Origin of the sequence: Flaviflexus sp. (genome assembly GCF_052087705.1) — a bacterium.
Lineage (GTDB): Bacteria > Actinomycetota > Actinomycetes > Actinomycetales > Actinomycetaceae > Flaviflexus > Flaviflexus ciconiae.
Genome location: NZ_JBQCYC010000002.1, coordinates 85,517 through 110,570, shown reverse-complemented (window position 1 = coordinate 110,570; position 25,054 = coordinate 85,517). Strand labels below are relative to the sequence as shown.

22 protein-coding genes, 3 tRNA genes and 1 pseudogene are annotated in these 25,054 nt (G+C 58.6%); 11 read left to right on the top strand and 15 right to left on the bottom strand.

From position 1 onward, the window contains the following. Positions 1-112 precede the first annotated feature (112 nt). Positions 113-1,396 (bottom strand): phosphotransferase, encoded by a 1,284-nt coding sequence (locus ACTHUY_RS01785; protein WP_441654600.1) that lies wholly within the window; start codon positions 1,394-1,396, stop codon positions 113-115. An 81-nt stretch (positions 1,397-1,477) separates the two neighbouring features. On the opposite strand from ACTHUY_RS01785, the gene ACTHUY_RS01780 reads away from it, so the two are divergent. From ACTHUY_RS01780 to ACTHUY_RS01765, 4 genes and pseudogenes are all read left to right on the top strand, one after another. After that, positions 1,478-2,518, top strand: coding sequence for an adenosine deaminase (locus tag ACTHUY_RS01780; protein WP_441654599.1), 1,041 nt, complete (start codon positions 1,478-1,480; stop codon positions 2,516-2,518). Positions 2,519-2,917: 399 nt separating this feature from the next. After that, positions 2,918-3,943: pseudogene (locus ACTHUY_RS01775) on the top strand (NADH:flavin oxidoreductase); the annotation flags it as partial. Then, entirely contained in the window at positions 3,926-4,858 is a 933-nt protein-coding gene (locus tag ACTHUY_RS01770; RefSeq protein WP_441654608.1) for an FAD-dependent oxidoreductase, read from the top strand. The pseudogene ACTHUY_RS01775 and the gene ACTHUY_RS01770, both read left to right, overlap by 18 nt. Positions 4,859-5,054: 196 nt before the next feature. Continuing rightward, positions 5,055-5,600: a Na+/H+ antiporter NhaC family protein gene (locus tag ACTHUY_RS01765; protein WP_441677433.1), complete on the top strand. Its 546-nt coding sequence runs from the start codon at positions 5,055-5,057 to the stop codon at positions 5,598-5,600. A gap of 127 nt (positions 5,601-5,727) precedes the next feature. Here the strand turns inward: ACTHUY_RS01765 and ACTHUY_RS01760 are convergent, their stop codons facing one another. Beyond that, positions 5,728-6,279: a TetR/AcrR family transcriptional regulator gene (locus ACTHUY_RS01760; protein ID WP_441677431.1), complete on the bottom strand. Its 552-nt coding sequence runs from the start codon at positions 6,277-6,279 to the stop codon at positions 5,728-5,730. A gap of 71 nt (positions 6,280-6,350) precedes the next feature. On the opposite strand from ACTHUY_RS01760, the gene ACTHUY_RS01755 reads away from it, so the two are divergent. Beyond that, on the top strand, positions 6,351-7,583 hold the full coding sequence (locus ACTHUY_RS01755) for an MFS transporter (protein WP_441677429.1): 1,233 nt from the start codon (positions 6,351-6,353) through the stop codon (positions 7,581-7,583). Between the two features lie 346 nt (positions 7,584-7,929). Here the strand turns inward: ACTHUY_RS01755 and ACTHUY_RS01750 are convergent, their stop codons facing one another. Continuing rightward, positions 7,930-9,048 carry a UDP-N-acetylmuramate dehydrogenase gene (locus ACTHUY_RS01750; protein ID WP_441677427.1) on the bottom strand — a complete coding sequence of 373 codons (1,119 nt, stop codon included), beginning with the start codon at positions 9,046-9,048 and terminating at the stop codon, positions 7,930-7,932. Between the two features lie 168 nt (positions 9,049-9,216). Between ACTHUY_RS01750 and ACTHUY_RS01745 the strand changes: the two genes are divergently transcribed. Further along, positions 9,217-10,104, top strand: coding sequence for a macrolide 2'-phosphotransferase (locus ACTHUY_RS01745; protein WP_441654593.1), 888 nt, complete (start codon positions 9,217-9,219; stop codon positions 10,102-10,104). Positions 10,105-10,518: 414 nt separating this feature from the next. Here ACTHUY_RS01745 and ACTHUY_RS01740 read toward each other — a convergent pair whose 3' ends face one another. Beyond that, positions 10,519-11,394 (bottom strand): phosphotransferase family protein, encoded by an 876-nt coding sequence (locus tag ACTHUY_RS01740; RefSeq protein ID WP_441677425.1) that lies wholly within the window; start codon positions 11,392-11,394, stop codon positions 10,519-10,521. A 168-nt stretch (positions 11,395-11,562) separates the two neighbouring features. Between ACTHUY_RS01740 and ACTHUY_RS01735 the strand changes: the two genes are divergently transcribed. Further along, the gene (locus tag ACTHUY_RS01735) at positions 11,563-12,345 is read left to right on the top strand and encodes an META domain-containing protein (RefSeq protein ID WP_441677423.1); all 783 of its coding nucleotides are present in this window, start codon (positions 11,563-11,565) and stop codon (positions 12,343-12,345) included. Positions 12,346-12,411: 66 nt separating this feature from the next. Here ACTHUY_RS01735 and ppk2 read toward each other — a convergent pair whose 3' ends face one another. The 5 genes from ppk2 to ACTHUY_RS01710 all read right to left on the bottom strand — a co-directional run bounded on the left by ppk2 (position 12,412) and on the right by ACTHUY_RS01710 (position 14,112). Further along, positions 12,412-13,260 (bottom strand): polyphosphate kinase 2, encoded by an 849-nt coding sequence (gene ppk2, locus ACTHUY_RS01730; RefSeq protein ID WP_441677421.1) that lies wholly within the window; start codon positions 13,258-13,260, stop codon positions 12,412-12,414. Positions 13,261-13,524: 264 nt separating this feature from the next. Next, a complete protein-coding gene (gene rpmG / locus ACTHUY_RS01725; protein WP_054953237.1) occupies positions 13,525-13,695 on the bottom strand; it encodes a 50S ribosomal protein L33 in 171 nt (56 codons plus the stop codon). A gap of 54 nt (positions 13,696-13,749) precedes the next feature. Continuing rightward, a tRNA-Met gene (locus ACTHUY_RS01720) sits at positions 13,750-13,823 on the bottom strand. A 32-nt stretch (positions 13,824-13,855) separates the two neighbouring features. Then, positions 13,856-13,931 (bottom strand) — tRNA-Thr (locus ACTHUY_RS01715). Between the two features lie 100 nt (positions 13,932-14,031). Beyond that, positions 14,032-14,112 (bottom strand) — tRNA-Tyr (locus ACTHUY_RS01710). A 121-nt stretch (positions 14,113-14,233) separates the two neighbouring features. Here ACTHUY_RS01710 and ACTHUY_RS01705 point away from each other — a divergent pair. Beyond that, complete coding sequence (locus tag ACTHUY_RS01705) at positions 14,234-14,731, top strand: YajQ family cyclic di-GMP-binding protein (RefSeq protein WP_441677523.1); 498 nt, start codon at positions 14,234-14,236, stop codon at positions 14,729-14,731. Positions 14,732-14,866: 135 nt separating this feature from the next. On the opposite strand, the gene htpX is transcribed toward ACTHUY_RS01705, so the two are convergent. Both htpX and ACTHUY_RS01695 read right to left on the bottom strand, forming a co-directional pair. After that, the gene (gene htpX, locus ACTHUY_RS01700; RefSeq protein ID WP_441677419.1) at positions 14,867-15,736 is read right to left on the bottom strand and encodes a zinc metalloprotease HtpX; all 870 of its coding nucleotides are present in this window, start codon (positions 15,734-15,736) and stop codon (positions 14,867-14,869) included. A 408-nt stretch (positions 15,737-16,144) separates the two neighbouring features. Further along, positions 16,145-16,888, bottom strand: a complete 744-nt coding sequence (locus ACTHUY_RS01695) for a hypothetical protein (RefSeq protein WP_441677417.1) — start codon at positions 16,886-16,888, stop codon at positions 16,145-16,147. 509 nt (positions 16,889-17,397) lie between these two features. On the opposite strand from ACTHUY_RS01695, the gene ACTHUY_RS01690 reads away from it, so the two are divergent. The 3 genes from ACTHUY_RS01690 to ACTHUY_RS01680 all read left to right on the top strand — a co-directional run bounded on the left by ACTHUY_RS01690 (position 17,398) and on the right by ACTHUY_RS01680 (position 20,254). Beyond that, entirely contained in the window at positions 17,398-18,471 is a 1,074-nt protein-coding gene (locus ACTHUY_RS01690) for a peptidoglycan-binding protein (protein ID WP_441677415.1), read from the top strand. Continuing rightward, positions 18,468-19,157, top strand: coding sequence for an ABC transporter ATP-binding protein (locus ACTHUY_RS01685; RefSeq protein WP_441677413.1), 690 nt, complete (start codon positions 18,468-18,470; stop codon positions 19,155-19,157). Before ACTHUY_RS01690 ends, ACTHUY_RS01685 begins: the two co-directional genes overlap by 4 nt. A gap of 68 nt (positions 19,158-19,225) precedes the next feature. Next, complete coding sequence (locus ACTHUY_RS01680) at positions 19,226-20,254, top strand: FtsX-like permease family protein (protein WP_441677411.1); 1,029 nt, start codon at positions 19,226-19,228, stop codon at positions 20,252-20,254. A gap of 424 nt (positions 20,255-20,678) precedes the next feature. On the opposite strand, the gene ACTHUY_RS01675 is transcribed toward ACTHUY_RS01680, so the two are convergent. The 4 genes from ACTHUY_RS01675 to ACTHUY_RS01660 form a co-directional block, all read right to left on the bottom strand. After that, positions 20,679-21,728, bottom strand: a complete 1,050-nt coding sequence (locus ACTHUY_RS01675) for a lipoate--protein ligase family protein (protein ID WP_441677409.1) — start codon at positions 21,726-21,728, stop codon at positions 20,679-20,681. Next, positions 21,728-23,155 (bottom strand): FAD-dependent oxidoreductase, encoded by a 1,428-nt coding sequence (locus tag ACTHUY_RS01670; RefSeq protein ID WP_441677407.1) that lies wholly within the window; start codon positions 23,153-23,155, stop codon positions 21,728-21,730. The genes ACTHUY_RS01675 and ACTHUY_RS01670 overlap by 1 nt, the downstream gene beginning before the upstream one ends. A 263-nt stretch (positions 23,156-23,418) precedes the next feature. Then, positions 23,419-24,060 (bottom strand): ribosome hibernation-promoting factor, HPF/YfiA family, encoded by a 642-nt coding sequence (gene hpf, locus ACTHUY_RS01665; RefSeq protein WP_441654586.1) that lies wholly within the window; start codon positions 24,058-24,060, stop codon positions 23,419-23,421. A gap of 120 nt (positions 24,061-24,180) precedes the next feature. Beyond that, the gene (locus ACTHUY_RS01660) at positions 24,181-25,047 is read right to left on the bottom strand and encodes a ComF family protein (protein ID WP_441677405.1); all 867 of its coding nucleotides are present in this window, start codon (positions 25,045-25,047) and stop codon (positions 24,181-24,183) included. Between the last annotated feature and the right edge of the window lie 7 nt (positions 25,048-25,054).

Below are 25,054 nucleotides of genomic sequence, written 5' to 3'. Positions count from 1 at the left end.
TTTGTGGAACTCGCTCCAACCACCCATGCGCGGCTGAGCCCCGCTGTGCCGGCTCTTTTGCCGAGCAGGGCTCACGCCCGTGCTTTCCCCCGGGAAGCTCTATCTGTCGGGACTATTTGCCGCTGGCCGTCATGCGGTTGCGCCGGGCCAGGTGGCCGTAGCCGCGAGCAAGCCACCGTTCTGCGGCAGCAAGCCTGCCCTCGGCGTCGCTCAACCACTCACGGCCGTCTTCGCGGCGGGCTCCGGCAATCAGAGAAAGGGTTACGCCGGCGCAGCGTGCCATGAGGGCCGTGGGATCAACCTGCTCCTCGCAGATCTGCGCCCACCGTTCCAGCTCCGCGGGAACATGAGGGTAGGCCTGGGGCGCCAGGTACGGCAGGACGGAGATGTGCCCGAGCAAGCAGCCCAGGTCATCCACCCGATATCCGGGGCCCAGCGAGTCGACATCAATGAGTGCGGAAACGCTGTTGTTTTCAGAATCCATGAGGATGTTTGCTTCGTAGAAGTCGCCGTGGGTGGTGATAACGGGACCCGGGTCGGAGTTGGCCATGAGGTAGTTGACACCGTAGGCCAGCATTTCAATCCTCGTCCGGTACTGCGGGAGGACGGTGATGGCGGCATTGGCGTAGTGGTCGGCACGCTCGGACCAGGCAGGACGCCTCGTCAAAGTGGCCGCCTGTTCTGGGAGCTTGTCGAGCAGGCCAATGAGGTTGCCGAGCACCTTGTCGGTGTTCTTCCCCATGCCCCGGCTCAGCAGATTGGCGAGCGGCTCGCCTTCACCGGAGGAAATAAGAACAAGACCCTCGGGCGTGTCGTGCAAGACCCGGGGTGCCGGGATCCCAGCGTCAACCAGCATCCGGTGCCGTTTTACGAGCGAGTGTGCGTGGGCGGGGCGGACGACCTTCGCGTAGGCCTTCGTCTGGTCCGGGTAGATCACGCGGAGCACGCCGCGGCGGGTCGGCCGGTACGAGAGGAGTTCAAGCTTGACCCGCTGGCCAATCAGGTTGCCCATGGCTCGCGATTCGCAGGCAACCTTGAGGGCAGGGAGTTCCGGGTCGTTGGGGTGGCGCCACACGTGAACAACAATTCCGTCGGGGCCGTCGATGCGGACGAGGATGTCGGAAGGCGGCTGGGACACCTTGCCGGTGGTGGCACAGATGTATTCGTCGGCAACCTTGCCGCCCGGGACGAGAACGTGCGGGTTTCCGGGTCCTTCGATCTGGACCGTGTAGCCTACGGTCACTCCGGCGCCGGGACGGTGGTGGACGGAATGCACCTTCCACGACCGGACGATCCCGGTGTTTGCGAGCGCAGCGCTCAGCATATCGCCGGCATCGTTGCCGGTTAGCAGCTCAACTTCGCGAGCTTCCCGAATGGCCTGATCAGTCATGCTCATGTGGCTATTGTCCCTAACTTTCTTCAGTCGGGCGCGGTGAGGGCGTTTGCGCGGAACCGGTTCCTTTGGCAGATTGAGTCTGTGCGCGACTTGGACAAACTACCGAAGGTGCACCTGCATCTCCACTTTACCGGTTCGATGCGGGTTTCAACGCTACGCGAGATGGCAGAGCAGCAGGGTATCCGACTGCCCGCCAATCTTGTCGATAACGTTGCCCTTTCCGTCCCCGCTGACCAGCGTGGCTGGTTCCGGTTCCAGCGCTCCTACGACGCTGCCCGTAAGGTCGTCTCTAGCGAGGAAGCGATGCGCCGGATTATCCGCGAAGCAGCGGAGGACGATGCGCAAGAAGGCTCACGTCGGCTCGAGATCCAGGTTGATCCGACCTCCTATGCGCCATTCGTTGGCGGGCTCACCCCGGCCCTCGAGATCATTGTGGACGAGGCGCGCACGACGAGTCGTGTCACGGGAGTCGAAGTTGCCGTTATTGTGGCCGCCTCCCGAATGAAACACCCCCTCGACGCACGAACACTTGCGCGCCTCGCAACAACCTTCGCAGGCGACCAGCCCGGCGACGTCATTGGCTTTGGACTATCGAACGACGAGAGGCGCGGCAATACCTCGGAGTGGGCCGGTGCGTTCAACATTGCCCGACGGGGCGGATTGGCAGCTATGCCGCACGGTGGCGAGCTCCTGGGACCCGAGCACTTGCGCGAAGTCGTTGCCCACCTGAAGCCCACGCGAATCGGGCACGGCGTCCGCTCCGCAGAGGACCCGGACCTCCTTGCCCGCATCGTCGACGCCGGAATCGCCCTCGAGGTGTGCCCCGCCTCGAACGTTTCTCTCGGCGTCTACCCCGACGAGAGCGCGGTACCCCTTCAGGTCCTGTTCGAGTCGGGTGCACAGATCGCGCTTGCGGCGGACGACCCGCTCTTGTTCCTTTCCCGGCTCACTGACCAGTACCGAATCGCACGCGATCTGGGTGCCACCGATCGCCAGCTGGCTGACATGGCGATCTCATCCATCAATTCCTCGCTCGCCTCCGAACACTCGAAGTCGAAGTGGCGTGCAGAGGTTAGGGACTGGCTGGCAACTGACGAAGACGAACAGGGAAACACGGACTGAGTCGCCCACCATGCCTCACCGTCGCAACACTCGTCCCGTTCTTTGAGTACGGTCTCTCGTTGTCGTGTCCGCGTTTCAGCCCAGCCACCACAGCATTGCAATAGTTGCCAACCATGTGCCGCACCGACGAGTCTTGTTTCCAATAAGGTTCCTTACCCATTCCATACGCAAACGCGGCCTGCCTTCGAGTCTTAGGTCGGTGGTCCTAGGTGCGAACGACGTCCCACAGACGAGCAAAACGGATGGTCTTAGGATGACTCTGCTTCCAGAGAATTTCGCTTATCACAAGGGAATACATCACTTCTGATGACCTAGGTCCCGGAGTCTGGAGTGCTGGATTCGCGAAGATTGTCGTGTATTTAATCGTCGATTCAGTCGGATCCGGAACGAGGAGAAAACATGACCTTAACAAAAGAATCACCGGTGCAATACGATGTGATTCTTTCACCCATTGAGGTTGGCAACATTACGTTGCCGAATCGCGTGATCCTCGCACCCATGGGTACCGAGATGGGAACTGAGGATGGTCGCTCCACTCCACGCGAGGCTGCATACTACGGCGCTCGCGCACGCGGTGAAACCGCCCTCATCCTCACGGGAGTGACCTTTCTGCAGTCCGACCTCGAACCGATCGCTCCGGGCCTTGCCCGCCCCGACACCGATGAACACACAGCCGGCCTCAAGGGCATTGCCGATGCTGTTCACGCCGAGGGTGGTCTCGCAGCTCTTCAGCTGACGGCGGGTCTTGGTCGCAACAACTAGTATTACGACGACATAGGCATGGAGCCCGTTTCTTCCTCCGACAACACGTACTTCTTCGATCCCTCCCGCAAGTGTCGCGCGCTGACCACGGAAGAGATTGAGATCATCGTCAAGCGCACGGGCAAGGCGGCACGCCGCGCCTACAAGGCCGGCTTCGACGTCATCGATCTTCACGGCCACACCGGTTATCTCATTGACCAGTTCATGTCTGAGGTTTGGAATCGCAGGACCGACCAGTACGGCGGTTCCCCGGAGAACCGTGCCCGCTTCGCGGTCGAATGCCTCCAGGCGATCAAGGCGAACGCACCGGGCGTCACGACCTCGTTCCGTATCTCCGTCGACCACCATTTCGAGGGTGGCCGCACCTGGAAGGAGACACAACACCTCATTGGCGCACTCGAGGCCGGCGGCCTCGACATGATCCTGTGCGACGACGGCTCGTACGAGGCTATGGACTACGTGTTCCCGCCCTACTACCTGGGTGACGACTGCATGACCTCAGCAGCTGCTCGCGTGAAGTCCATCGCCACGATTCCGGTGGGTGCGTGTAGCAATATTACGCCCGCGAACGGTGAGAAGATCCTCGAGCGTGGCGAGGCCGACCTCATTGTGATCGGTCGCGGCCTCATTGCCGATCCCGATCTGGTGAACAAGCTGCGCGAGGGTCGCGCCGACGACATCCGCCCCTGCATCCGTTGCAACCAGCTCTGCACCGGCAACGCCTTCTTCGGCAAGGCCATCGGTTGTGCGGTCAACCCCGAGGTCGGCTACGAGGCGGAACGCATCATCACTCCCACCGACAACCCGAAGAATATCGCGGTCATTGGTGCCGGTCCCGCTGGGCTCGAGTTCGCTCGCGTCGCGGGTCTGCGCGGGCACACCGTCACGGTGTACGACAAGGAGGAACGCGTTGGTGGCGTACTCCTGCCGGCAGCAACACCGGAGTTCAAGCGTGAGCTGTTCAAGATGATCGGTTGGTGGGAACGCCAGATTGCCATGATCGAGAACGTGACGATCGAGCTCAACCACGAGGTTAAGCCGGGCGGGCCGGAATTGGAAGGCTCCGACGTCATTGTGGTCGCCACCGGTTCACACCCGTTCGTTCCGTCCTCGATCGAGGGAGCAGAGAACGGCGTTGACGTTCTTGCCTTCCACAAGGGCGCCGAGATCGGAAAGCGTGTTATCGTCTGCGGCGGCAGCCTGTCCGGTGCTGACTCAGCCCTCGAACTGGCACAGGATGGTCATGAAGTCACGATTGTTGGGATGGCAGACGAGGTTGCTCGAGACATGCTCATGCTCAACCGCACCTCCCTCCTGCGCGTACTCGACCAGCACGACGTCAAGATCCTGGCCGGCACGACCGTCAAGGCAATCCGCACCGACGGCATTACCGCCGAAACCGCGGAGGGCACCGTCGAGCTCGACGCCGATACAGTGGTCACCGCCTTTGGCCTCAAGCCGGCCACGGAACTTGGCGAGTCACTCGGCGCCCAGGTCCTGACCGTTGGCGACTGCGTGGCACCCCGCAAGGTTGGTGACGCCGTCAACGACGCCTACGCTCTCGCATTCGAGCTCTAACAAGTTCTACGCTAGAAGAATTCACACAGAATCTGACTCATAGTGCGGTGGCCCTGAACATCGCGGCCACCGCACTAGAGAACTCGTCAGCAGACGGGTCTTCTAGAAACATGTCAATCTCGGAGCCGTTGCGAAGAGCGGCGGCACTGGTGTCCTCAACATCCTTCAGTCCGCCGTCCGTCTCTACCTTACTCTCGTGACCGCTGAGGTCATGAAGGGCACGGGCGTCGGCGCATATCTGGCCGTTGTCATCGAGACCAACAACTTCTCCGTTGCTCGCCTTCCCCTCGGCCTGTTCGTCGTCTCCGTATTTATGCCCTACGCCATGGGCTCCACCCTTGGCACCATAGTCCTGACGATCCCGATCGACGCAGAAGTCGTCGTCAACATCGATCCCTGGTTCCCCATCCACGTCATCGGCACCGTCTTTGCGGGCTGTGTCTTCGGTGAGCGCACCTCTCCCCTGTCGGACACGACGATCATGTCCTCGATTGGATCTCAGGTCGACTCATTCGACCACATCGTCACCCAGATGCCGTACGCGGTTATTACGAGCGTCGCCTCGATCCTCGGCTACCTGGTTCTCGGCTTCACCCAGTCGACGCCGGCCGGCCTCATAACAGCGCTCGTCACTCTCGCGATCCTCGTTGTGGTTGCAATGAGGTGTTACAAATCCAGGCCAGGTCATGGTTCGGATTACGCGAAGGTAGAAACTTCCTCACCGAGTACCGCAAACGCCTGAAAAGTGTGATTCCACAGGATCGAGTGTGGGGGTCCCGATCATCGCGGTTGGCACCCACACTATTGGATACTCACACATACCCGAACCTGCCGAAGGTTCTGAAGAACAACACGGCAGGCCGTAGGGTTTAGGCCGACACCCCCATAACACGGTCAAACGCTCTCTCAACAAATGTCCGGTCCATTCCGCCTTGACCAAGCGCACGGTGGAGTGAGAGCCCCTGAATAAGGGCATCGAGATGGACGGCTGTTTCCTCGTCCACGAACCTGCCGAGAACTTCCTGCGTCTCAGCCATCCATCCACCAGTTAGCGTCCGGAAGTCAGGTTTACGTGCCGCGAGGGTGTAGAGCTCGAGGGTAAGAACAAGATTGCGATGCGAGTCGAGAAGCACATCGGATACGTAGGAGACATAACGGTCCCGGAGCTGTTCAGCAGACTCAACATCACCCATGAGCTGGCCTAGTTCCGCCGTACGCTCTTCCACGAAAAGCCCCAAGGCTTCTCTTAGCAGCTCTTCCATGCCGTCGAAGTAGTAGGTCATAGAACCGAGGGGAACATCTGCAAGGGCCGCGATCTTGCGATGAGACGTTCCGCCAACACCGTGCTCAACGATCGAATCCAGGCAAGAGTTAACGATTCTCTGCCTGCGCTCGGGATCCCTCGCGTGCTTCGTTCTCATTGTCCCTCCGGTTGCCAACCACACAACGGCAACGATTTCCTACAGTCGATTACATCTGTACGATCGTACACGTGCCATTTTCGATGACTGAAATCCGCCGCGCTCGCATCGCGGTTGCCGCCATGTTCTTCACGAACGGCGTTCTGTTCGCGAATATCCTTCCGCGCTACCCGGAAATCAAGGACATGTTCGAGCTGAGTAACTCGGCATACGGATTCACGATCGCTCTTTTCCCGGTGGGAGCGATCGCCGCCGGGCTCGCTTCTGCGACTCTTGTGCGGCGCTTCGGATCCGCACGTGTGGCAACGACCGGCATGATTCTCACGTCAATAGCACTCGTTCTTGCGGGGTCCTCCCCCAGCGTTGCCCTGTTTGGAATCATGCTTTTCTTGGCGGGTGGGCTCGATGCGGTTTCTGATGTTGGGCAAAACGCTCACGCCATGGTTGTCCAGCAGGCCTACGGCAGATCAATCATTAGTTCTTTCCATGCGATCTGGTCAATTGGTGCCGTCACCGGTGGCGGCATGTCGGCTCTCGCCATCGCACTGGACCTACCACTCCCCCTACATTTGGGGATCGTCGCAGTGATCTTCTCAGTCGTCTGTCTCTTTGCTCAGGCGAACTCCCTACCGGGGCGAGATCCTGTCGCCGACGAGGAGCACGTGGCCGATTCGGAGGAAATGAAGGCGAGCATTGGCGTCGTGAAACCGCGTGTGGTGTGGATGTTGGCCGCTCTGGTCCTTATTTCGATTGCCGGCTCCATCATCGAGGAGATCGGTAACTCGTGGGCAGCGCTGTACATGACCGACTTCCTCAACACACCGGAGGCAATCGCGGCCTTCGGATACATTTCGCTTGTCGGCGGTCAGTTCATTGGCCGTATCCTTGGTGACCGTCAGGTCGACCGCTGGGGCAACCGCCGCGTCGCCTTCGTCGGCGGCCTTGTCGGCGCAGTGGGCGCTGGGCTCGCTCTGGCTTTCCCCTCGGTCCCCGGCACTCTCATTGGTTTCGCCGCAGCCGGCTATGGCTGTGCCACGATCGTGCCCTCGGCCTTTGATCGCGCCGATAAGCTTCCAGGACTCCAGGAGGGCACGGGAATCACGATGATCTCGTGGCTCATGAGACTCGGCTTCCTCGGTACTCCGCCCTTGATTGGCTTCATTGCCGACAGCACGAGTATCCGCACCGGCCTCATTCTCCTGCCAATCGCCGGCCTTCTCATTGCCCTGCTTTCGGTGGTCCTCCCCACCAAGGAGAAAGACTCAGTGAAGTCTCCTAAGCCCGCTAACCGTAGCGGCTCATAGTCGCATCCGGACGTCACCGTCTGAGCAGTTCCCAGTTGTCTCACCGGGGCAACATCGACCGCGCAACACGACGTTCTCTGACCGCAGGCTTTCCGCTTCAGATCGGAACGTCGCTCCTGCCTGGATCGACGGGACAATTCCACAACAAACACCCCGAGTACGCAGAGGTATGCTCCCCACGTCCTGAGCTGACAATTCAGCTTGGCGCGGGGAGCATGCCTTAACTCTTAGCGCATTCGGTTATCCGGACTCTGAGCCCGAATGATGTATTAGTCTTTCGCCCGCGCCATCATGTTTCGACCAGGTAGTCCCAACAGTAGGGTTTGTTGCTGGCAGGCGGGTCTCGTTACAGGGTCTGCCCGAGGATAAAGGGCTCGTTGACGAGGATGATGCCGTAAGCGTCCTCCACCCGCGAGCGCACTTCCCGTGCCACGGTCAGAATGTCATCGGTTGTGGCACCTCCCCTGTTGGTGAGGGCGAGGGTGTGTTTGGCGGACAGGGAGGCTCTGCCTTCTGTCAGGTCGGCACCGAATCCCTTCTTGCAGCCGGCGTTGTCGATAAGCCACGCAGCGGAGGTCTTGAACTGGCTCCCGTACGGGTACTTCGGGGCGTTTACGGGGATGAGCGCTTCGTCAATGATGGGGTTGGTGAAGAACGAGCCGAGAGAGTAGGTGTCGCGGTCAGCATCGTCAAGGACCATGCCCTTGGACCTGCGGAGGTCAAGAACTGCTTCTCGTAGATCTATCGTGGGTACTCGCTCGCCTACTTCAACGCCTAGAGCATTGGCGAGCTGCTGGTAGGCGATCGGGGTTGAGCGGGTTGCGAGCCCCAGCTGATACGTCACCGACAGGACCACCCACCGTCCCGTTGCACCCCATTCGGCAGTGGACTTCTTGAGGTACGAATTGCGGTAGGACAGCCCCAGTTCAATGGGAGCAAGGTCGGTACGCTTCTTCTTCTCGCGGTCGTAGACGCGCACGGAGTAGAGCGTTTCGGAGACTTCCTGACCGTAGGCACCAACGTTTTGAACGGGAGTGGCACCGAGAGAGCCGGGGATTCCGGAGAGGGCTTCGATGCCGTTCCAGCCCTGGGAGATCGCGACCTTGACGAACTCGTCCCAGGGGGTTCCCGCGGTTCCCTTAAGGATCGCTCCCCCACATCCAGATACCTGGACCTGCTCGATCTCGTTTCGCATATCGATGACGGTGCGACCAGCAAACCCACTGTCCCCCACGAGTAGGTTGGACCCACCACCGAGAACAAGGACATCGATTCCGTTCTCGTCAGCGTCCCTGACGGCATCGACGATCTCTTCTTCGGTCGTTGCCTTCACGAGTCCCCCCACGGGGCCACCGGTTCCGATGGTGGTCAGTTCGGCGAAGGACGACTCTCCTGTTCTCCTGGTGGAGGGGACAGAAGGTCCGATGTCGACGGGTTCGTTCGGTTCGATGATTGAACAGCTCATGCGATCATCTTAGGCCCGCCGGCTACTCATCGGCAGACGCAGAGTTCACCACTCGTGACTACCCTCGCGAAACTACTTCCCCACTTTTCTCACCGCTCTCGTCTTTGCCTTGCCGATGGTCCTTGGTCTCTTCTTGCTCTTCATCCTCGTTTGCGTCAGGGTTGTGGAATGAATGAGGCAGCCGATCTCCTTGCTCTTGCCCAGAAACACGGGCTGAATATCGACCCTGAGTCGTTGAAGGTCAATGACATGGGGCTCGACTACCGCGTGGTCATTGGGTCTGATTATGGCGGCGAGGAGTGGGTTCTGCGCGTACCACGCAGGGAGGGCCTTGCCGACGGTGCTGCTATCGAAGCAAGAGTTCTTGAGCTCGTTTCCCCACATCTGTCGTTTGCGGTCCCCGATTGGCGGATCCAATCCCCAGAACTGATTGCGTACCCGCTGTTGCCGGGTAAGCCAGGCCTGACACTAGACGAAAACGGGAACCCCGTTTTTTATGTTGACATGGCGTCTGTGGAGTACGCGCGGGACATGGGTGATCTCTTCTACGAACTTCATTCCATCGACACAAGGAGGGCCGCAGATATCGGAATTCCTGTCCGTAGCCCACGAGATGTGCGGGAGAATTGGCAGCGCACGATCGATAGGGTATCTCAGGAGTTCAGCATCTCGGGATTCCTCATGGATAGGTGGAATGCTTGGTTGGCTGATGATGAGCTGTGGCCGGATTTCTCTGTGCTTACCCACGGCGAGATTTATGCGGCACACACCCTCGTGGAGGGCAATCGAATCACCGCGGTTCTTGACTGGACCACCTCGGAGGTTAGCGATCCCGTTCGGGACTTCTCGCTCTTCCATGCCTCCGCCGCACCCGAAGCTTTTGACGTCATGCTCGATCGATACCGCGAGCACGGCGGCACCGTCTGGTCGAGGATCAGGGAACACTGTGCGGAGTACATGGCAGCTTCACCGCTGGGATATGCCCTATACGCGATTGAAACGGGAGACCCTCAGCAGCGCGAGATAGCTCAGGCCGGTCTCAGCACGGCCGGCTAGATCATGCACAAGCTTTCTCGGAAGTCTGAGAGCTCGAGTTCCAACCGACCATTTGGACAAAAGTTCTACTCGACTACGCGAGTAGCGTCCCCCACTATTCCTCACACTTGGCTGTTTATCCCCTTTTAACTTGGTATTTACAGCCCGTCTCTCATGCCATCCACCTGGTACGGAGCCTTGCGCCCACCGGAATTCGGGATCTCGTTCCCGTGGTCGTGTAGCGCCACCGGCGGTCGAGCAAGTACGAACCAGACACGAGGTAATTTTGGCAGGGCCCCGTACTTGTCGCCCAACCACCTGAACAGCGGTGGTGTCCCATGTGTTCTCGATGCAATTTTCCGCTACGGCGAAAGTAGGTAAGCAAGACTCGGAGCTTAGCCGGGCATCTTCACGGACACTGGTCAAGCTCCCCATTCATTTCTCGGAAAAGTCCATGTCTGTAAGTTCCGCGAGCGCAATGCCAATAAACCGCAGGCCGGTCTGTTCAAAGGGTTCGTCTCCAACTTTGTGTGCCCAGCAGGCCGTTGCAACAGCTTCTCTCAGAACATGTTTCCACCACGTGCTTCCCAGACTCTCACGAAGGTCACTGCCGTAGCCCTCAAGGAACGCGTTCATCTCGTCTGGGTTATCGTGCCAGCGCCGGAAATACATGCGGATAAAGTCGTGGTGCGCTGGTCGGTATCCGTAGCGACCAAAGTCAATGACGGCAAGCCTCCCCTCGTGAAGGATCCAGTTTCTGCCGCTGTAGTCTCCATGGTTTGGCACGACAGTCACCGGACTGGTCTCGTAGGCTTCCAGGGCCTCGCGCACCCGCTCGCAATCATCCGGCGGGATCCTGTGCGGCTTATCCAGCCACTTCACCGCCTTCCGAAACAGATTCCTCTCGAGCGTTTCGTCGGTTTGGCTCTTCAGTCCGTGGAGTACCCCGAGAACAGCACCCGCTTGCCGCAGGACGTTCGGGTCCCTCTCCATCTCCCCCTCATCCACCAGCTCCCCCGGCAGGTACTCCGTAACGAGAATGCGGTGAGAAGGACTTGCACGGAGCAGTCGCGGGGCAAGGCCCCGCTGCGCAAGGACAGCAATGCCGTCGCGGTGTCCATTGATTTCACGCGCAATATGGTGGTTATCGGGACCGCCCGCTTTCACGATAAGGTCACGGTCCTCGTGGCGGACCCGTACAACGGTCGAATCGACCAGCCCCCACGACAGGTCGGCAACGACCTCCGCCCCGGGGAGCCACTCATCAACAAGGTCCCGCTGCTCCCGATCCATCACCGGCCAGTCACTCATACTCCAACTGTAATGGGAGAAGCAGTGGGGCACTTACCGGGCAATTCTGGACAAGGTAGACACAAAGCGTGGCCGTTATTTTCCCGCCATGGGACCACGCACCGCTTGCTGTAGAGATCCTGCGGGGCGGATGTATGCTTGCGTCACAGCAGAAGGAAAGTAGGTGCCATGAGGTTCCAGACAGTTGGGAGCGCTCTCGCCCTCCTGCTTATGTTGGCGTCCTGCGGCTCTTCGAATGATGATCCCAGCACCTCGGGGGAAGACATGGCGGAGCTAGCCGGAACATCATGGACTGCCACAACACTTGCGGGTGAGGACTTGGATAATGAGCGGATCACCGCAGCTTTCAGTGCGAAATCCATTGCTGGTGGCTCTGGATGTAACAGGTACTGGCGAGACTACGAGACCGACGGAACTAGTATTTCTTTCCCCGGCTCGCATGCTCTGACGAAGATGATGTGCGATGCGAAATCGATGCGGCAAGAAACCGAGTACCACGAGGCATTGTCGAATGCTGAAACATTTGACCTGTCCGAGGAGAGCCTAACTTTCTATAACGGTTCTGGCGACACTCTTGTTGCCTATGTTCGTGCGAGCCAAGAACTTGTTGGGACCACGTGGAACGTTACGAGCTATGCCACCGATAGTGGAACCGTCTCCCCTATCGTCGACACGAAGATGTGGGTAGCGTTCGAAACCGAAACCGGGCTGGCTGCCACGGCGGGCTGCAACCACTTCAGCGGAACCTACATGGCAAATGACGGGGGCCTAATCGTCTCTGAACTCGCGCAAACAGAAATGGCATGCGTAGAGCCCGAGGGGATCATGGATCAGGAATCAGCAATGGGGGACGTCATCAACGCCTTCGCAAGCTACACCATCGAAGGTAACCAGATCACGATTCTCGACCAGTCGGGCCAAACCCTCCTCACAGCCGAACGGCAGGAATAGGGCCAAGCGGAAATAATGCCGACGGGCCTCCGGCGCCGTCAGCCAGTGGCTCTCCCTGCGAGGCTCCTACGAGGCATCCTTTTCGAGGGCGGCCGCCACATCGTCGACATACACGTACTTCCCACGGTCCAGCCTGTCGAGTGAACCATCATCTGTACCGCTCGGACGGTGCGGGATCTCAACTTCGGCGGGCTCGACCCGTTGCCACGGGATCTGCTTCAAAATGTCGTTGATGACGTTGATGCGGGAACGCTTCTTATCTTCGCTCTCCACCGTGTGCCAGCGGGCCCAGGGAGTGTCCGCGGCAGCAAACATGGCGTCCTTGGCACGTGAATAGTCATCCCACCGGGAGATTGACTCAACGTCCATGGGAGACAGCTTCCACCGTCTCATCGGATCCTCGGACCGAGACCGGAACCTGGCCTCCTGCTCCTGAGCTGAGACCGAGAACCAGTACTTGATGATCCGGATCCCATCATCAACCAGCATCCGCTCAAAGTCGGGTGCCTGCCGAAGGAAACGATGGTATTCCTCAGGGCCACAGAAACCCATGACGCGCTCAACGCCGGCGCGGTTGTACCAGGACCTGTCAAAGATCACGATCTCCCCGGCCGCCGGCAAATGGGCCGTGTACCGCTGAAAGTACCACTGCGTCTTTTCCCGCTCCGTCGGCGAAGGAAGAGCAACAACCTTCGCGTGCCTGGGGTTCAGGTACTGGGTGATCCGAGCAATCGCCGAGCCCTTGCCTGCAGCATCTCGACCTTCGAAGATCAGGCATACCCGCTCACCTGTCTCAATCACCCATTGCTGCATGGCAACAAGCTCGGCCTGCAAGCGCCGTAGCTCCTTCTCGTACTTCTTCTTGTCGAGCTTCGGGGGCTTCGGGGCCTGTCCATTCACGTTATCGCTGGTCATCTCCCCATCTTAAATGGAAGGTGACGCACAATACATTCGGGTAGCTGGACATTTCGGACTGAATGACGGGATTACTACTCGAAAATGGAACCTCATCCCATCCCCTCGCTATCCGAGGATTCCCAGTATTCAACGCCGTTGCATGACCGATCTGCTCGCCATCCATGGCACGTACGGAAGCGACGATTTCCCGGTGCCTGTCATGTTCTGGGAAACATAAAACCCGCCCGGGTGTTCCGGGCGGGTTCAAGACTTAGTCGCTTATTAGCGGGTCTCGCGGTGCGTGGTCGAAGCGTTGCAACGTGCGCAGTACTTCTTCATCTCGAGACGGTCGGGATTGTTACGACGGTTCTTCTTCGTGATGTAGTTGCGCTCCTTGCACACCTCGCAGGCGAGGGTGATCTTGGGGCGAACGTCGGCAGACTTAGATGCCACGGTTTCCTCACTTCGTTCTGCGAGATACGGCGGTTCCGCATTCTCTGTTTCCTGTAGCGGGGGCGGGGCTTGAACCCGCGACCTCACGATTATGAGTCGTGCGCTCTGACCAGCTGAGCTACCCCGCCGCAACATCCCACGGGCTGTTGTCCGCAAAATGTGGAGCCCCGACAGGGAATTGAACCCTGGACCTTCTCCTTACCATGGAGACGCTCTGCCGTCTGAGCTATCGGGGCGGCGCGCATAAGCTTATCAGCGCTTCCGATTGCCGACCAAGTTGATCGAACCCTGGAAGCGGTGAGGATACTCACGCACTTTGCACGACTGGTCGTGCGGTGGCGGATGAGGGATTCGAACCCCCGTAGCTCTCGCGTCTGATTTACAGTCAGATACCATTGGCCGCTCGGTCAATCCGCCTCACACCCGAAGGGTGCATATGGGAGACTACCAAGTTTCCTCCCTATCGTGTCAAACTGGTAGGCGTACCAGTGCGCGACCTCTCATTTAAGAGGTGCTTTTCCCGCTTTTGAAAGGGTGGATCATGGCAGACTCGTCGTTCGACGTTGTTTCAAAGTATGACATGCAGGAGGTCGACAACGCGGTCAATCAGACCGCGAAGGAGATCAACCAGCGCTATGACTTCAAGGGCGTCGACGCATCTGTCGAGCTCAAGGGTGAGACGATCACCATGAAGGCGAACTCGGAAGAGCGTGTGCTCGCCGTCTATGACGTGCTGCAGACGAAGCTCGTTCGTCGCGGGGTCTCCCTGAAGTCCGTTGATGTCGGAGAGGGCGAGCCCATCCAGTCGGGCAAGGAGTACCGCCTCGTCGGCACCCTCAAGGAGGGCCTCTCTCAGGAGAATGCCAAGAAGATCACAAAGGTGATCCGCGATGAGGGCCCGAAGTCAACCAAGACGCAGATCCAGGGCGATGAAGTGCGCGTCACCTCAAAGTCCCGTGACGACCTTCAGGCAGTCATCGCGCTCCTCAAGGAGCAGGACTTCGACTTCGCGCTCTCGTTCCAGAACTACCGCTGACCGGAACGGTCAAGCCGTTCATCCCTGCGGCTGAGCAGCTGCAGGGATCCGGGAGGCAGAGGAATGGGTGGGGCCCAGTTCAATTTGATGAACTGGGCCCCACCCACTGCTGTATGCAAGGCTCTGCCGGCCCTGTCAGTAGCCTGCCATCTCCTCCAGGCGCCGAATCCGCTCCTCCATCGGAGGGTGTGTGGAGAACAGCGCACGCCCCTTCCCCGCGAAGGGGTTGGCGATCATCATGTGCGAGACCGTGTCCATCTGAGGGGTCTCCCGCATGGGCTCTCTGACGGTGCCGCCTGAGATCTTGTTGAGTGCCGAGGCGAGTCCCAGAGGGTCTTCTGTCAGCCCTGCTCCACTATGGTCCGCATCGTATTCCCGTGTCCGGGACACGGCGAGCTGGATGACGCTCGCCGCGATCGGGGCAAGGAGCGCCATAAGGATGACTCCAATAATCCCGATCGGGCTGCCGCTGTTGCGTCCCCGCATGCCGAAGAACATAAAGAACTGGGCGACGGATGAGATGATGCCGGCCAGCCCAGCTGCGATCGACGACGTGAGGATATCTCGGTTGTAGACGTGCATGAGCTCGTGTCCGAGGACGGCCCTCAGCTCACGCTTGTCGAGGAGGTCGAGGATCCCATCCGTGACGCAGACAGCGGCGTTCTTCGGGTTCCTGCCCGTCGCGAAAGCGTTGGGGGACGGTGTGGGCGCGATGTAGAGGCGCGGCATCGGCTTGTCCGCCTTCTCGGCGAGCTCCCGCACTGTCTGGTGGTACCAGGGGAACTCAGCTTCGCTGACGGGCAGTGCGTTCATCGCCCGGATCGCGAGCTTGTCGGAGTTCCAGTACGAGTATGCGGTTCCGGCGACCCCGATGAAGGCGAATATGACGATGAAGATATAGTTCCCTGTCCCTGCGGCAAGCAGACCCCCGATCCCGAGAAGGATCGCCCAGAGGGCGCCGAGCAGCACCGCGGTCTTGACGCCGTTAAGCGTTGAACGGTTCATGGTGTCCTTTCGCCTACCACGAGGGTAAAACGGCTCTTTGAGGGCGTGACTGTTGGGCGTAACTTAGTAGTGATAAGGCCGGGTCTTTCGATGATCGGGGTACTTAAGCTACCGGTCAGAATGACTTCTGCATGGATTATTCTGCGTTCTCAGGCCCTGATGTGGCGAGTTTGTGTCGCATTGATTGTCGTGTCCTGGTCCAGAATGGCCAGCGAAACGAACCTGACCGGACGGTCTTAAAGTGCCGTACGGAACTGCTCAGGGCTGGGTTGACTCCTTGATTGCATGACTTTCACGAGTCGTGTTAGAAAGATGGAGGCTATGCGGCGGAGGGTGGCCGCGGATACTCTCGCCGCTTGTCGGGTCAAGATCATGGGTTAGCCAAGACACATACAGGACCTGACAGCGTTAGTTGGGCCAAAAATTTGCCGGGAATTGTGGGCAGGCTCCGTAGAGTTCATTGACCGCGTCGAAGCTAGCCTCAGTGTTTTGTCTCCAAAATGCAGCATAGGGGTCCCACGACTGCTTACCGGTAATATAATCGTCGACCCAGGTGTCTTGGGTTGGTGGTTCATCAACTGGGACCCCGTGGCCCTCAAGGCAAGTTGTGAGCGGGCCCGTATAGTACGCGTAGAGTTTGACGATTTCCTGGCGCGGTAGCGGGCCGATTTGCATAGGATCGACAGGGTATTGGAGAACACAAGAATAATGGGCTAAAAATTGAGCATTTGCCTGGTCCGCTGGTATCCGCTCATATAGGTATGTTCCATTTGCATATGCGGTGCCTTCAAAGCCCTGTTCCTTCATGCATTCGACCTGGACACGGGCGCTGTCGGCTCCGTCAACAACGTCTATGATGGGGAAGTCATCGAGCGTGTAGTTTTCTTCGTGATCCCCATTTGCCCCATGCTCCTGCATGACCTCAAAAATATCCTCCCTATTGTTTTGGATCATTTCGTCGCGGGTCTGGCCGTTGGTTTTTTCTTCCCACGTCTCCGGATAGTCGGTGTCTATAGACGATGCCATAGGGCCCGAATCTGGCTCCTCGATGATGGTCGGATTATGGCGCTCAGCGTCGGTTGATTCGCTCGAGCATGCTACAAGGCCGAGCAGTACCAGAGTGACGGCCGAACATAACTGAATACCTCTCATGGCGTCCTTAATGCTTGTTTTTCAGGAAAGCTTACGAATGTAGCGATTTCTATCACTTGGAGCGCATTTCGGTTATAATGTGATTGACATCCTACTACAACCAGGAGTCGATTACCATGTTCTCTATACGAAAATTCACGAGTCTCGCATTCCTGCTTGCTCTAGCCAGCGCGTTGGTATTTCCTTCAGCTGCCTCTGCTGAATCGTGGGGCAAGTATGTTAATGCTGGCGTGGGGAAGTCCGTTTCCATCACGTCAGTCACCACAACAAACCACTATTGGACACACTCTGTGGAGAGTCAGGTTATCGGGGGTGGGAATTATGTTGGAGGCAGTCAGGCGTCAGTCAGCCATAACTGGTCGGGTAACGTCTTCGCTTCCGTCTTTTCCACGGGAACCATTACATCTCATTCTGCGCGGACGTATTGCCCTCCCGGGAAGGTCTGCGGTCAGTCCACGGGCCTTGACCCCGCGGTAACGCATTGAGGAGTAAGGCGATGAGGAGAAAAAGTGAGTGCTAGAAGCATTGTGACCAAATGGCTTGGCCTCGTAGTGGCGATTGCACTCATTAGTGGCGCTGGATGGTGGGCCGGGAGAGCGACATTGTCAGATCGCGATCAGAGTTCCGAGCAGTGGGCTGATCGGACGGCTTGGGCGGAAGCAAGTGAGACCGAAGTGGGGCGATCGCTAGCATTGACTACAACCGTTCGTCAGCCCACTAATGTTGTGGCAACAAACGTGCTGCCGGGTGTAGTTCGGGAAGCTCATGAGGGGATGCGTAACCAGGGCGAGATTCTCTATGTTGTCAATGATGTTCCCGTTCGTGCCGTGCAAGCGGACTTACCGTTTTGGAGGGACATATCGTATGGTACTCACGGCGATGATGTTGCAGCCCTTCAGCAGGCACTTATTGATTTGGGATACCTGAATACGGCGGTCGATGGGAATTTTGGCAATGCGACCCTGACGGCCGTCAAGCATTGGCAGAAAGACTTGTCCCAAAATCAGACGGGTACGATCGGGCATGGAGAACTTGTCGCCTTTAAGTCTCTGCCCGTCTCAGTTGAACTATCAGAGAGCATCGCGCCCGGCACTGTTTTGAGCGGCGGTGAAGAAGCCGTCATGGCCCCGACAGGTGAACGGACGTTTGTCGTCGTTGTCGCTTCCTACCAATCAGAGCTAATTCCCCCTGGAGCCACCGTTGATGTCCGATATGAGGAATATGAGTGGCAGGGAATCATTGTCGAACGAGTGGAGAACATCGAGGGCAACTTTGATCTCATCCTCCAGGAAGTCGATGGTGGGGAGGTGTGCGGGAGTGACTGCGATGTGCTCCCGCCCGACTCGTATTTGCCGCTCGCTTCTAAAGTAAATATTGTTCCCGAGGTCGCGGGCGTGGGTGTGCCTGCTATGGCCGTACAAACCCGACCCAGTGGTGAGACCTACGTTGTCACTGAGGATGGCGAGATTGATGTAGTGGTGGCGGGATCCGGTCAGGGCATCGTCATAGTCGACGGCATTACCAGCGGTACGCGGGTTGAGCTGCCGGTAGGCGCATCCAATCAAGCGGATCAGCAGTCATGAGCACCGCGACTGATCGTCTCGATGTAGCCATTGGAGATTTGGGTTCGGTACTGTCAGTGGATGACCTTGTATTCCGGTACCGGAAGAATGGTGACGAGCTGTTTGATGGCCTGAGCCACGACTTCTCTCCCGGGCGTATGACTGCATTGACGGGCCCTTCCGGTCGTGGAAAATCCACCCTCCTCTACATCCTTGGTCTCATGCTCACACCGTTGAGTGGAGCTGTGACAGTTGCTGACAAAGTTGTTAGTACACTTCCCGATCGTAGAAGGTCACGGTTTCGAGCAGAACATATGGGTTTCGTATTTCAGGATGCTGCCCTCGATCCAAGGCGCCAGGTGATCGACTCGGTCATTGAGCCCGCCTTGTATGCGGGGTGGGACCGCAATTCTGCTGTGCTCCGCGCCATGGAGCTCATGGATATGATGGGCGTCTCCATTCGAGCTGATCATCGTCCCGGTGAGATTTCCGGTGGTCAAGCGCAACGCGTGGCAGTATGTCGGGCCCTCATGAACAATCCCAAGGTTATTTTGGCGGACGAGCCAACTGGGAATCTCGACCACGAGAACGCAGAAATCGTTCTCTCCGCTCTCGCCGCCATTGCCGAAGACGAAGAGCGCACCGTCATTATTGCGACCCACGACAGTTTCGTGATTGAGAGCTCGCACGAGGTCTTAGAACTGTGAAGCCGCAACTCATACTTCGAGAATCGTGGCAAATGATCCTTGCCTCGAAGGTGCCTTCACTCCTGATTGTGTTACTCGCGACCGTCATGTGCGCAGGAACAATCCTTACTGTCGGACGTACTGTAGCGACAGAATCACAGATCGAGGACCGCCTCGAGTCAGCAGGATCCAGACTCCTTGTTGTCCGAGACATTTCTTCCGCAGGTGACTACCTGACGGAACAGGTTGTCGCGGCAACCGATGGTGTTTCGCACGTTGAGCGGGCTGTCGGCATTTACAATGCGATCGACGTTGTTAATGGTCAAGTGGGTGGCGGCGGAGGGAGGGTTCCCGCCTGGGGTGTCCTCGGTGACATGGAGAATGTTGCACAGTTGACGAGTGGGCGCGTACCCGGACCAGGGGAGGCCTTGGTCTCTCGGGAAGCGATGCTAAGCCTGGGGCTAGAGTATCCAGCGGGGTGGGTGCATCATGTCACCGAGCCTGGACTCAATGACCTCAACATTGTTGGCAGCTTTGAACCGAAGGAGCCTTTTACTGATTACGGGTCGGGAATCATCTACGCCCCCTTATCGCCCATGCCCGCAACATCCCTCCAGGTCATCCTGACCAATGCTGATGTTGCTGACGAAGCACAGATTATCGTCCTAGGCATTATCGATGGGAAAGCTGAAGAGCTCAGGGTCGAGTCACCTATCGGGGTTGCAGCGTTGCAGGCACAGATCATGGAGGATGTGACGATCTTTGGTCGTACCCTTCTTGTTGGTGTCCTCTTGGCGGGCGCGGTCCTGGTTGCGATTGTGACGCTGACAGATGTTCTCGTCCGGCGTGCGGACCTCGGACGCCGCCGTGCCCTCGGGGCAACAAGAGACACGATCATTGGTCTTGTGGTTCTGAGAACCGTCATAGCAGCATGCATTGGCGTTATTCTCGGAATCAGTGTGAGTGCGGCTCTCACGAACAGGCTGGAGGCCATGCCACCTACCTCATTCATGGTTGGGGTCGGTATCCTATCGATCATTGCAGCTATCGCCTCTTCCATCCCGCCAGCAATGTACGCAGCTTACCGGGATCCTGTCGCTGTCCTGCGAACTCCGTAGTCCATCGAACTGAGACCACCAGTAGTAGCGGGGACGCGGGAGGTAGTTGGAGGCACTTGTCGATGGGGACCTAAGGACGAGTGGTACCGCTACACGGACAGGTGACAGTTCTTGTTTCGCGTTAGTGCGGCATTTATGATCCTGATGGCTTCCAATTCGAGTGGATCGCGCGTCAAAGCGGTGCTTGTCCGCGGCGGACAATGACAGATCGTACATTGATGAAGCGCTAGACCCTGCGATGGTCTAGCGCTTCAGGCATCGAATGATGTCTCATTTGACTTGCCTTGGTTTAGGCGTAATGACATCCGTGCGGGCTAGTTCTCGGACTAGCCATCTGGGATACCGGCTCCGAAAGGGGGCACTCGGGTGCTCCTAATCGGAGGGTCCTTCCAAAGGAGCGCTGGACGCGCGAGCAGGCCACGTCCTACGGCAGCCGGTAGGTCCATTCCTCAGTGTCGAACTTCGTTCCACAGCGTGCCTTCGCGGTCTCAATGTCGGCGGCAGTAATTTCACCGGGCTTGGCGTTGAACTTCTGGGTGAAGTGGTCGAGGAACACGTCGATGATGTCTTCGCGTGCCATACCCGTCTGGGACTTCATCGGGTCCACGCGCTTAACGGCTGAACGGAGCCCCTTATCGCGGACCTTTTCCTTGCCGACGCGGAGGCACTCGAGCATCTTGTTGGCATCGATGTCGTAGCTCATTGTCACGTGGTGGACCATGACCCCGTTTGCGAAGTGCTTTTGAGCGGCGCCACCGATCTTGCCCTTCTCGGACGTGATGTCGTTGAGCGGAACGTAGTGGGCCTTCACACCGACCTTCTCGAGCGCTTCCATCACCCATTCGTCGAGGAACGGGTAGGAGTCTTTGAAGCTCATGCCGTCCACGAGAGCGGTGGGGATAACAAGGGAGTAGGTGATGCAGTTACCTGCCTCCATGAACATCGCTCCCCCGCCGGTCACCCGGCGGCAGAGCGTGACGCCGTGACGGTTCATGCCATCCCAGTCGATCTCGTTTTCGACGGACTGGAAGGAGCCGATAACAACGCACGGGGAATCCCATTCCCAGATCCGCATGAAGGGCTTGCGGCGCCCCGCCGCAACGTCCTCGATAAGGGTCTCGTCCATGGCGACGTTGATCATCGGGGAAACAACCGGGCCGTGGATGACTTCGAAGTCGATCTCGTCCCAGTCGATTGATTTGCCGAGTGCACGGCGCACGGCCGTGGCGATGCCGTGGGGGCTGAGGCCGAGCAGTTCGTCGGTGGGCTTGAGAACGTTCGTGACAGCCTGCGCGATGTCGGCGGCATGTGAGTCCTCCGGGAGGCCTTCGATAGCTGCCGTGATCCGGGCAAGAGCATCATCGGGTTCAAGGAAGAAGTCCCCGGCAATCTGAACGTGAGTGAGCTTTTTGTCTTCGACGTCGAGGTCAACAACGACAAGCTTGTGGCCCGGCTCTTTATATTCACCGTGCATCAGTACAGCTTCCCGTCGTGCTCTTCGCCCCGGGAAATCGCCGTCATGGTGTCCCTCTCGACAACCTTGACGCGTTCCCTGCCCTGCTCGGCACCGAGGGCCTTCTCGAACTCTTCGAGAATCTCCCAGCCCTGCCAGGTCGTGTACTTGATGCCTCGTTCGTCGAAGATTCTCGTCATCGTCTCGTAGCCGACCCCCGCGGAGTCGCCGAGCTGGTCGAGTTTGCCGGCCTTCGCGTCTTCCACGAGGTGGGTGATGGTTTCCCTCGCGTCGGACTTTGTGGAGCCAATGAGGCCCACGGGGCCGCGCTTAACCCAGCCGGTCGAGTAAATGCCCGGAATGTGGTCGCCACCGGCTTCGATAACGCGGCCCTCAACGTTCGGGATCACGCCACGAATGTCGTCGAAAGGCAAGTCCGTGATCGGGGACGAGAAGTATCCGACCGCACGGTAGACAGCCTGGACGGGGTAATCAATGTATTCGCCGGTTCCCTTGACGGAGCCGTCACCAACGAGCTCGTTCCTCTCCATGCGGATGCCCTCAACGCGGTCGGTTCCAAGAATCTCGACCGGGGACTGCATCATGTGCAGGTGGATACGGCGGGAGGCCGTCGGCTCCCCGTCTCGCATGACCCAGTCGGTCAGGGTGTTAACAACCTGCTTTGTCTGGTTCGAGGAGCTAATCGCTTCCTGCGAGCCGTCGTCGAAATCAAAGTCTTCTTCGTAGACGATGACATCAACATCCGGGACCTTGCCGAGCTCCCGGAGCTCAAGGGGCGTGAACTTCACCTGGGCGGGGCCGCGGCGACCGAAGATGTGAACGTCGGTGATGGGATTGGCACGCAGGCCCTTCTCGACGTTCTCGGGGATCTCGGTGACCATGAGATCTTCCGGGTGCTTCGACAGCATGCGAGCAACGTCCAGAGCAACGTTGCCAACGCCGATAACGGCGACTTCCTTCGCCTCAAGCGGCCACGTCCGCGGATAGTCGGGGTGACCGTCGTACCAGGAAACGAAGTCGGCAGCGCCGTAGCAACCCTCGAGGTCAACACCCGGAATATCGAGAGGAGCATCGCGATCCGAGCCGGTTGCGAGGATGATTGCGTCGTAGTGTTCGCGCATGTCCTCGATCGAGATGTCCTCACCGACGGTCACGTTGCCGACCAGGCGGATGTCACCGCGCTGCAGGATCTTGTACAGAGCAACGATGATCTGCTTGATTCGCGGATGGTCGGGAGCAACACCGTATCGGACGAGTCCAAAGGGAGCAGGTAACCGCTCATAGAGGTCGATCGATGTTTCGATGTCCGATTTGGACAGGATGTCGGCGGCATAGATTCCTGCCGGGCCGGCTCCGATAACAGCAACTGACAGCGGGCGATCGCTCACGTGCACCTCGATACTTGGGGGTGGATATACCTGATCCATTCTACCGAGGCCCCGACAAAGCGGAAACCAACCAGAGCAAGGCCACATTATGGCTTTCGCGGTCATGGGGCCTCCGGTGGCAAACCGGCCAGTATGCGGTAACCGGGATAGCCCATATGCCGGTGTCGGGGGCAAGCCCATTGTTCCGCACCCGAGCAAGCGAAGACCCGCGGTACATCGCTATACCTGCGGGTCTTCGCTTATCTTCTTCGGAGGCTGTCTATCCACGGTCTGCGCCGGTTTTGCTCCCGCGGTCGATACCGCTAGCCAACAACTGTCGTGTCAAGTCGGATAACACCGTACGTCCATCCGTGGCGGTGGTAGACAACGCAGGGCTGCTTCGTTTCTTCGTCGATGAAGAGGTAGAAGGGGTGGCCGACCAGCTCCATTTCGTACAGTGCCTGGTCGACGCTCATGGGCTCGGCCTCATGAAGCTTATGGCGGACGATGACCGGGGAATCTCCCAGCTGCTGCTCAATTGCTACACCCGGCTCGCGAGGCACGGTGTCCTCGACCTTCGGCGTCGCTTTGACTCCAGCGTTCAGTTCGTCGAGATCAATGTTGAGCTCGGTGGACGCGTGGCCGTTCCCGTCCTTCTTCCGATGATCCTTCTTCCGGTCGCGTGCACGGCGAAGGCGCTCAATAAGTTTGGTGGTGGCAAGGTCCAGTGCCGCTCCGCGGTCCGAGGCCGATGCCTCTGCCCGGATAACGGGGCCCTTGTCGATGACTGTAATCTCAATCTTCTCGGTGACGTCCGTCTGTGCCAGGTGCGCTTCGTGAGTGACTTCTACTTCTACTCGCTGCGCACGGGGTGCGAACTGTTCAACCTTGGAGAGCTTGTCCGAGACATGCTCCTTGAACCGATCCGAAATCTCTGCATTACGACCTTGTACGATGATTTCCACGATTATCTCCTCATGAGGGGTTAGGGCTCAGGGCCCTCTTGAAATGGCAAACTCGCCGAAGTGGCGAGACGATCAAACCACCTCCTTCGAATTCACGATTCCCTGTGGATATCGTTTAACTCATTTTACTCTACGTTTACCCAAAAGTGTCTCGTGAACAGACAATTCCCCTGGCGGAATAACGGCCGCTACACAGAGAGCTCCAAGGATCCGATGTTTGCCCTGATGGAGCGCCTGCCAGCAGGCCTCAAGGGTCGATCCGGTCGTCGCCACGTCATCTACAAGTAGAACCGTCCGAGGCTTTTCCGCTCCCACGAGCCTCACCGGTTCACGTCCCCGACGCTCCCGACGGGACCGTCCCCGTTGGCGCCCCTGCCGGGGCTGAAACATCGTCCGGGACGTCACGGTAACAGATGGGGCCAGCGTGCTCTGCAGGCGCCCGGGGCGGTGCGCGGCTTCGGCGCCACCCGGGTTTACCGTACCGCATACAAGGTCGGAGTTATTCGGATAATCAGAGCTTTGCTCTTCTTGGCTCGATTCGATCGCGCGAGCGAGCCGCTCTGCGAAGCCCCGGGCTATTCCGCCGGCGATTCTATCGGCAATTGTTCCCGCAATGTAGGTGTCGCTCCGGTATCGGGCAGTGCGTGACGGTGCGGGCACGACGTCGATTTCAACGCCGAAGGGCAGACGGAGAGCCATGTCGGTAGCGCAGTCGTCGATGCGGTTTCCCAGCAGCCGATCCAGCAGGCTATTGGGCCTGTTCTTCCAGGCCTGAATGATGCGCCCCATGTCTTCGTAGGACGACATGGTCCACACGGGAAAGAGCGGGTTCTCGTCTCCGTCCGGTCCAATCTGCGACAGTTGCGGAAGGAAGCGGGAGATCTCCAGCGGCGGCCCCACCCGTTCCAGGCACGCGTCGCAGACCGCAACATCCCACTGCCCACACCCGGGGCACTGGACTGGAAACAGGACGTCAAGGAAGCTCACACCACCA

Excerpts from the sequence above, each read along its gene's own strand:
- ppk2 (WP_441677421.1), bottom strand. The coding sequence starts at position 13,260 with ATGACCAGCGATAACGTGAATGGACAGGCCCCGAAGCCCCCGAAGCTC.
- ACTHUY_RS01740 (WP_441677425.1), bottom strand. The coding sequence starts at position 11,394 with ATGAGTGACTGGCCGGTGATGGATCGGGAGCAGCGGGACCTTGTTGAT.
- ACTHUY_RS01670 (WP_441677407.1), bottom strand. The coding sequence starts at position 23,155 with ATGGATCAGGTATATCCACCCCCAAGTATCGAGGTGCACGTGAGCGAT.
- ACTHUY_RS01735 (WP_441677423.1), top strand. The coding sequence starts at position 11,563 with ATGAGGTTCCAGACAGTTGGGAGCGCTCTCGCCCTCCTGCTTATGTTG.
- ACTHUY_RS01695 (WP_441677417.1), bottom strand. The coding sequence starts at position 16,888 with ATGAGAGGTATTCAGTTATGTTCGGCCGTCACTCTGGTACTGCTCGGC.
- ACTHUY_RS01685 (WP_441677413.1), top strand. The coding sequence starts at position 18,468 with ATGAGCACCGCGACTGATCGTCTCGATGTAGCCATTGGAGATTTGGGT.
- ACTHUY_RS01785 (WP_441654600.1), bottom strand. The coding sequence starts at position 1,396 with ATGAGCATGACTGATCAGGCCATTCGGGAAGCTCGCGAAGTTGAGCTG.
- ACTHUY_RS01760 (WP_441677431.1), bottom strand. The coding sequence starts at position 6,279 with ATGAGAACGAAGCACGCGAGGGATCCCGAGCGCAGGCAGAGAATCGTT.
- ACTHUY_RS01745 (WP_441654593.1), top strand. The coding sequence starts at position 9,217 with ATGAATGAGGCAGCCGATCTCCTTGCTCTTGCCCAGAAACACGGGCTG.
- htpX (WP_441677419.1), bottom strand. The coding sequence starts at position 15,736 with ATGAACCGTTCAACGCTTAACGGCGTCAAGACCGCGGTGCTGCTCGGC.
- ACTHUY_RS01675 (WP_441677409.1), bottom strand. The coding sequence starts at position 21,728 with ATGCACGGTGAATATAAAGAGCCGGGCCACAAGCTTGTCGTTGTTGAC.
- ACTHUY_RS01750 (WP_441677427.1), bottom strand. The coding sequence starts at position 9,048 with ATGAGCTGTTCAATCATCGAACCGAACGAACCCGTCGACATCGGACCT.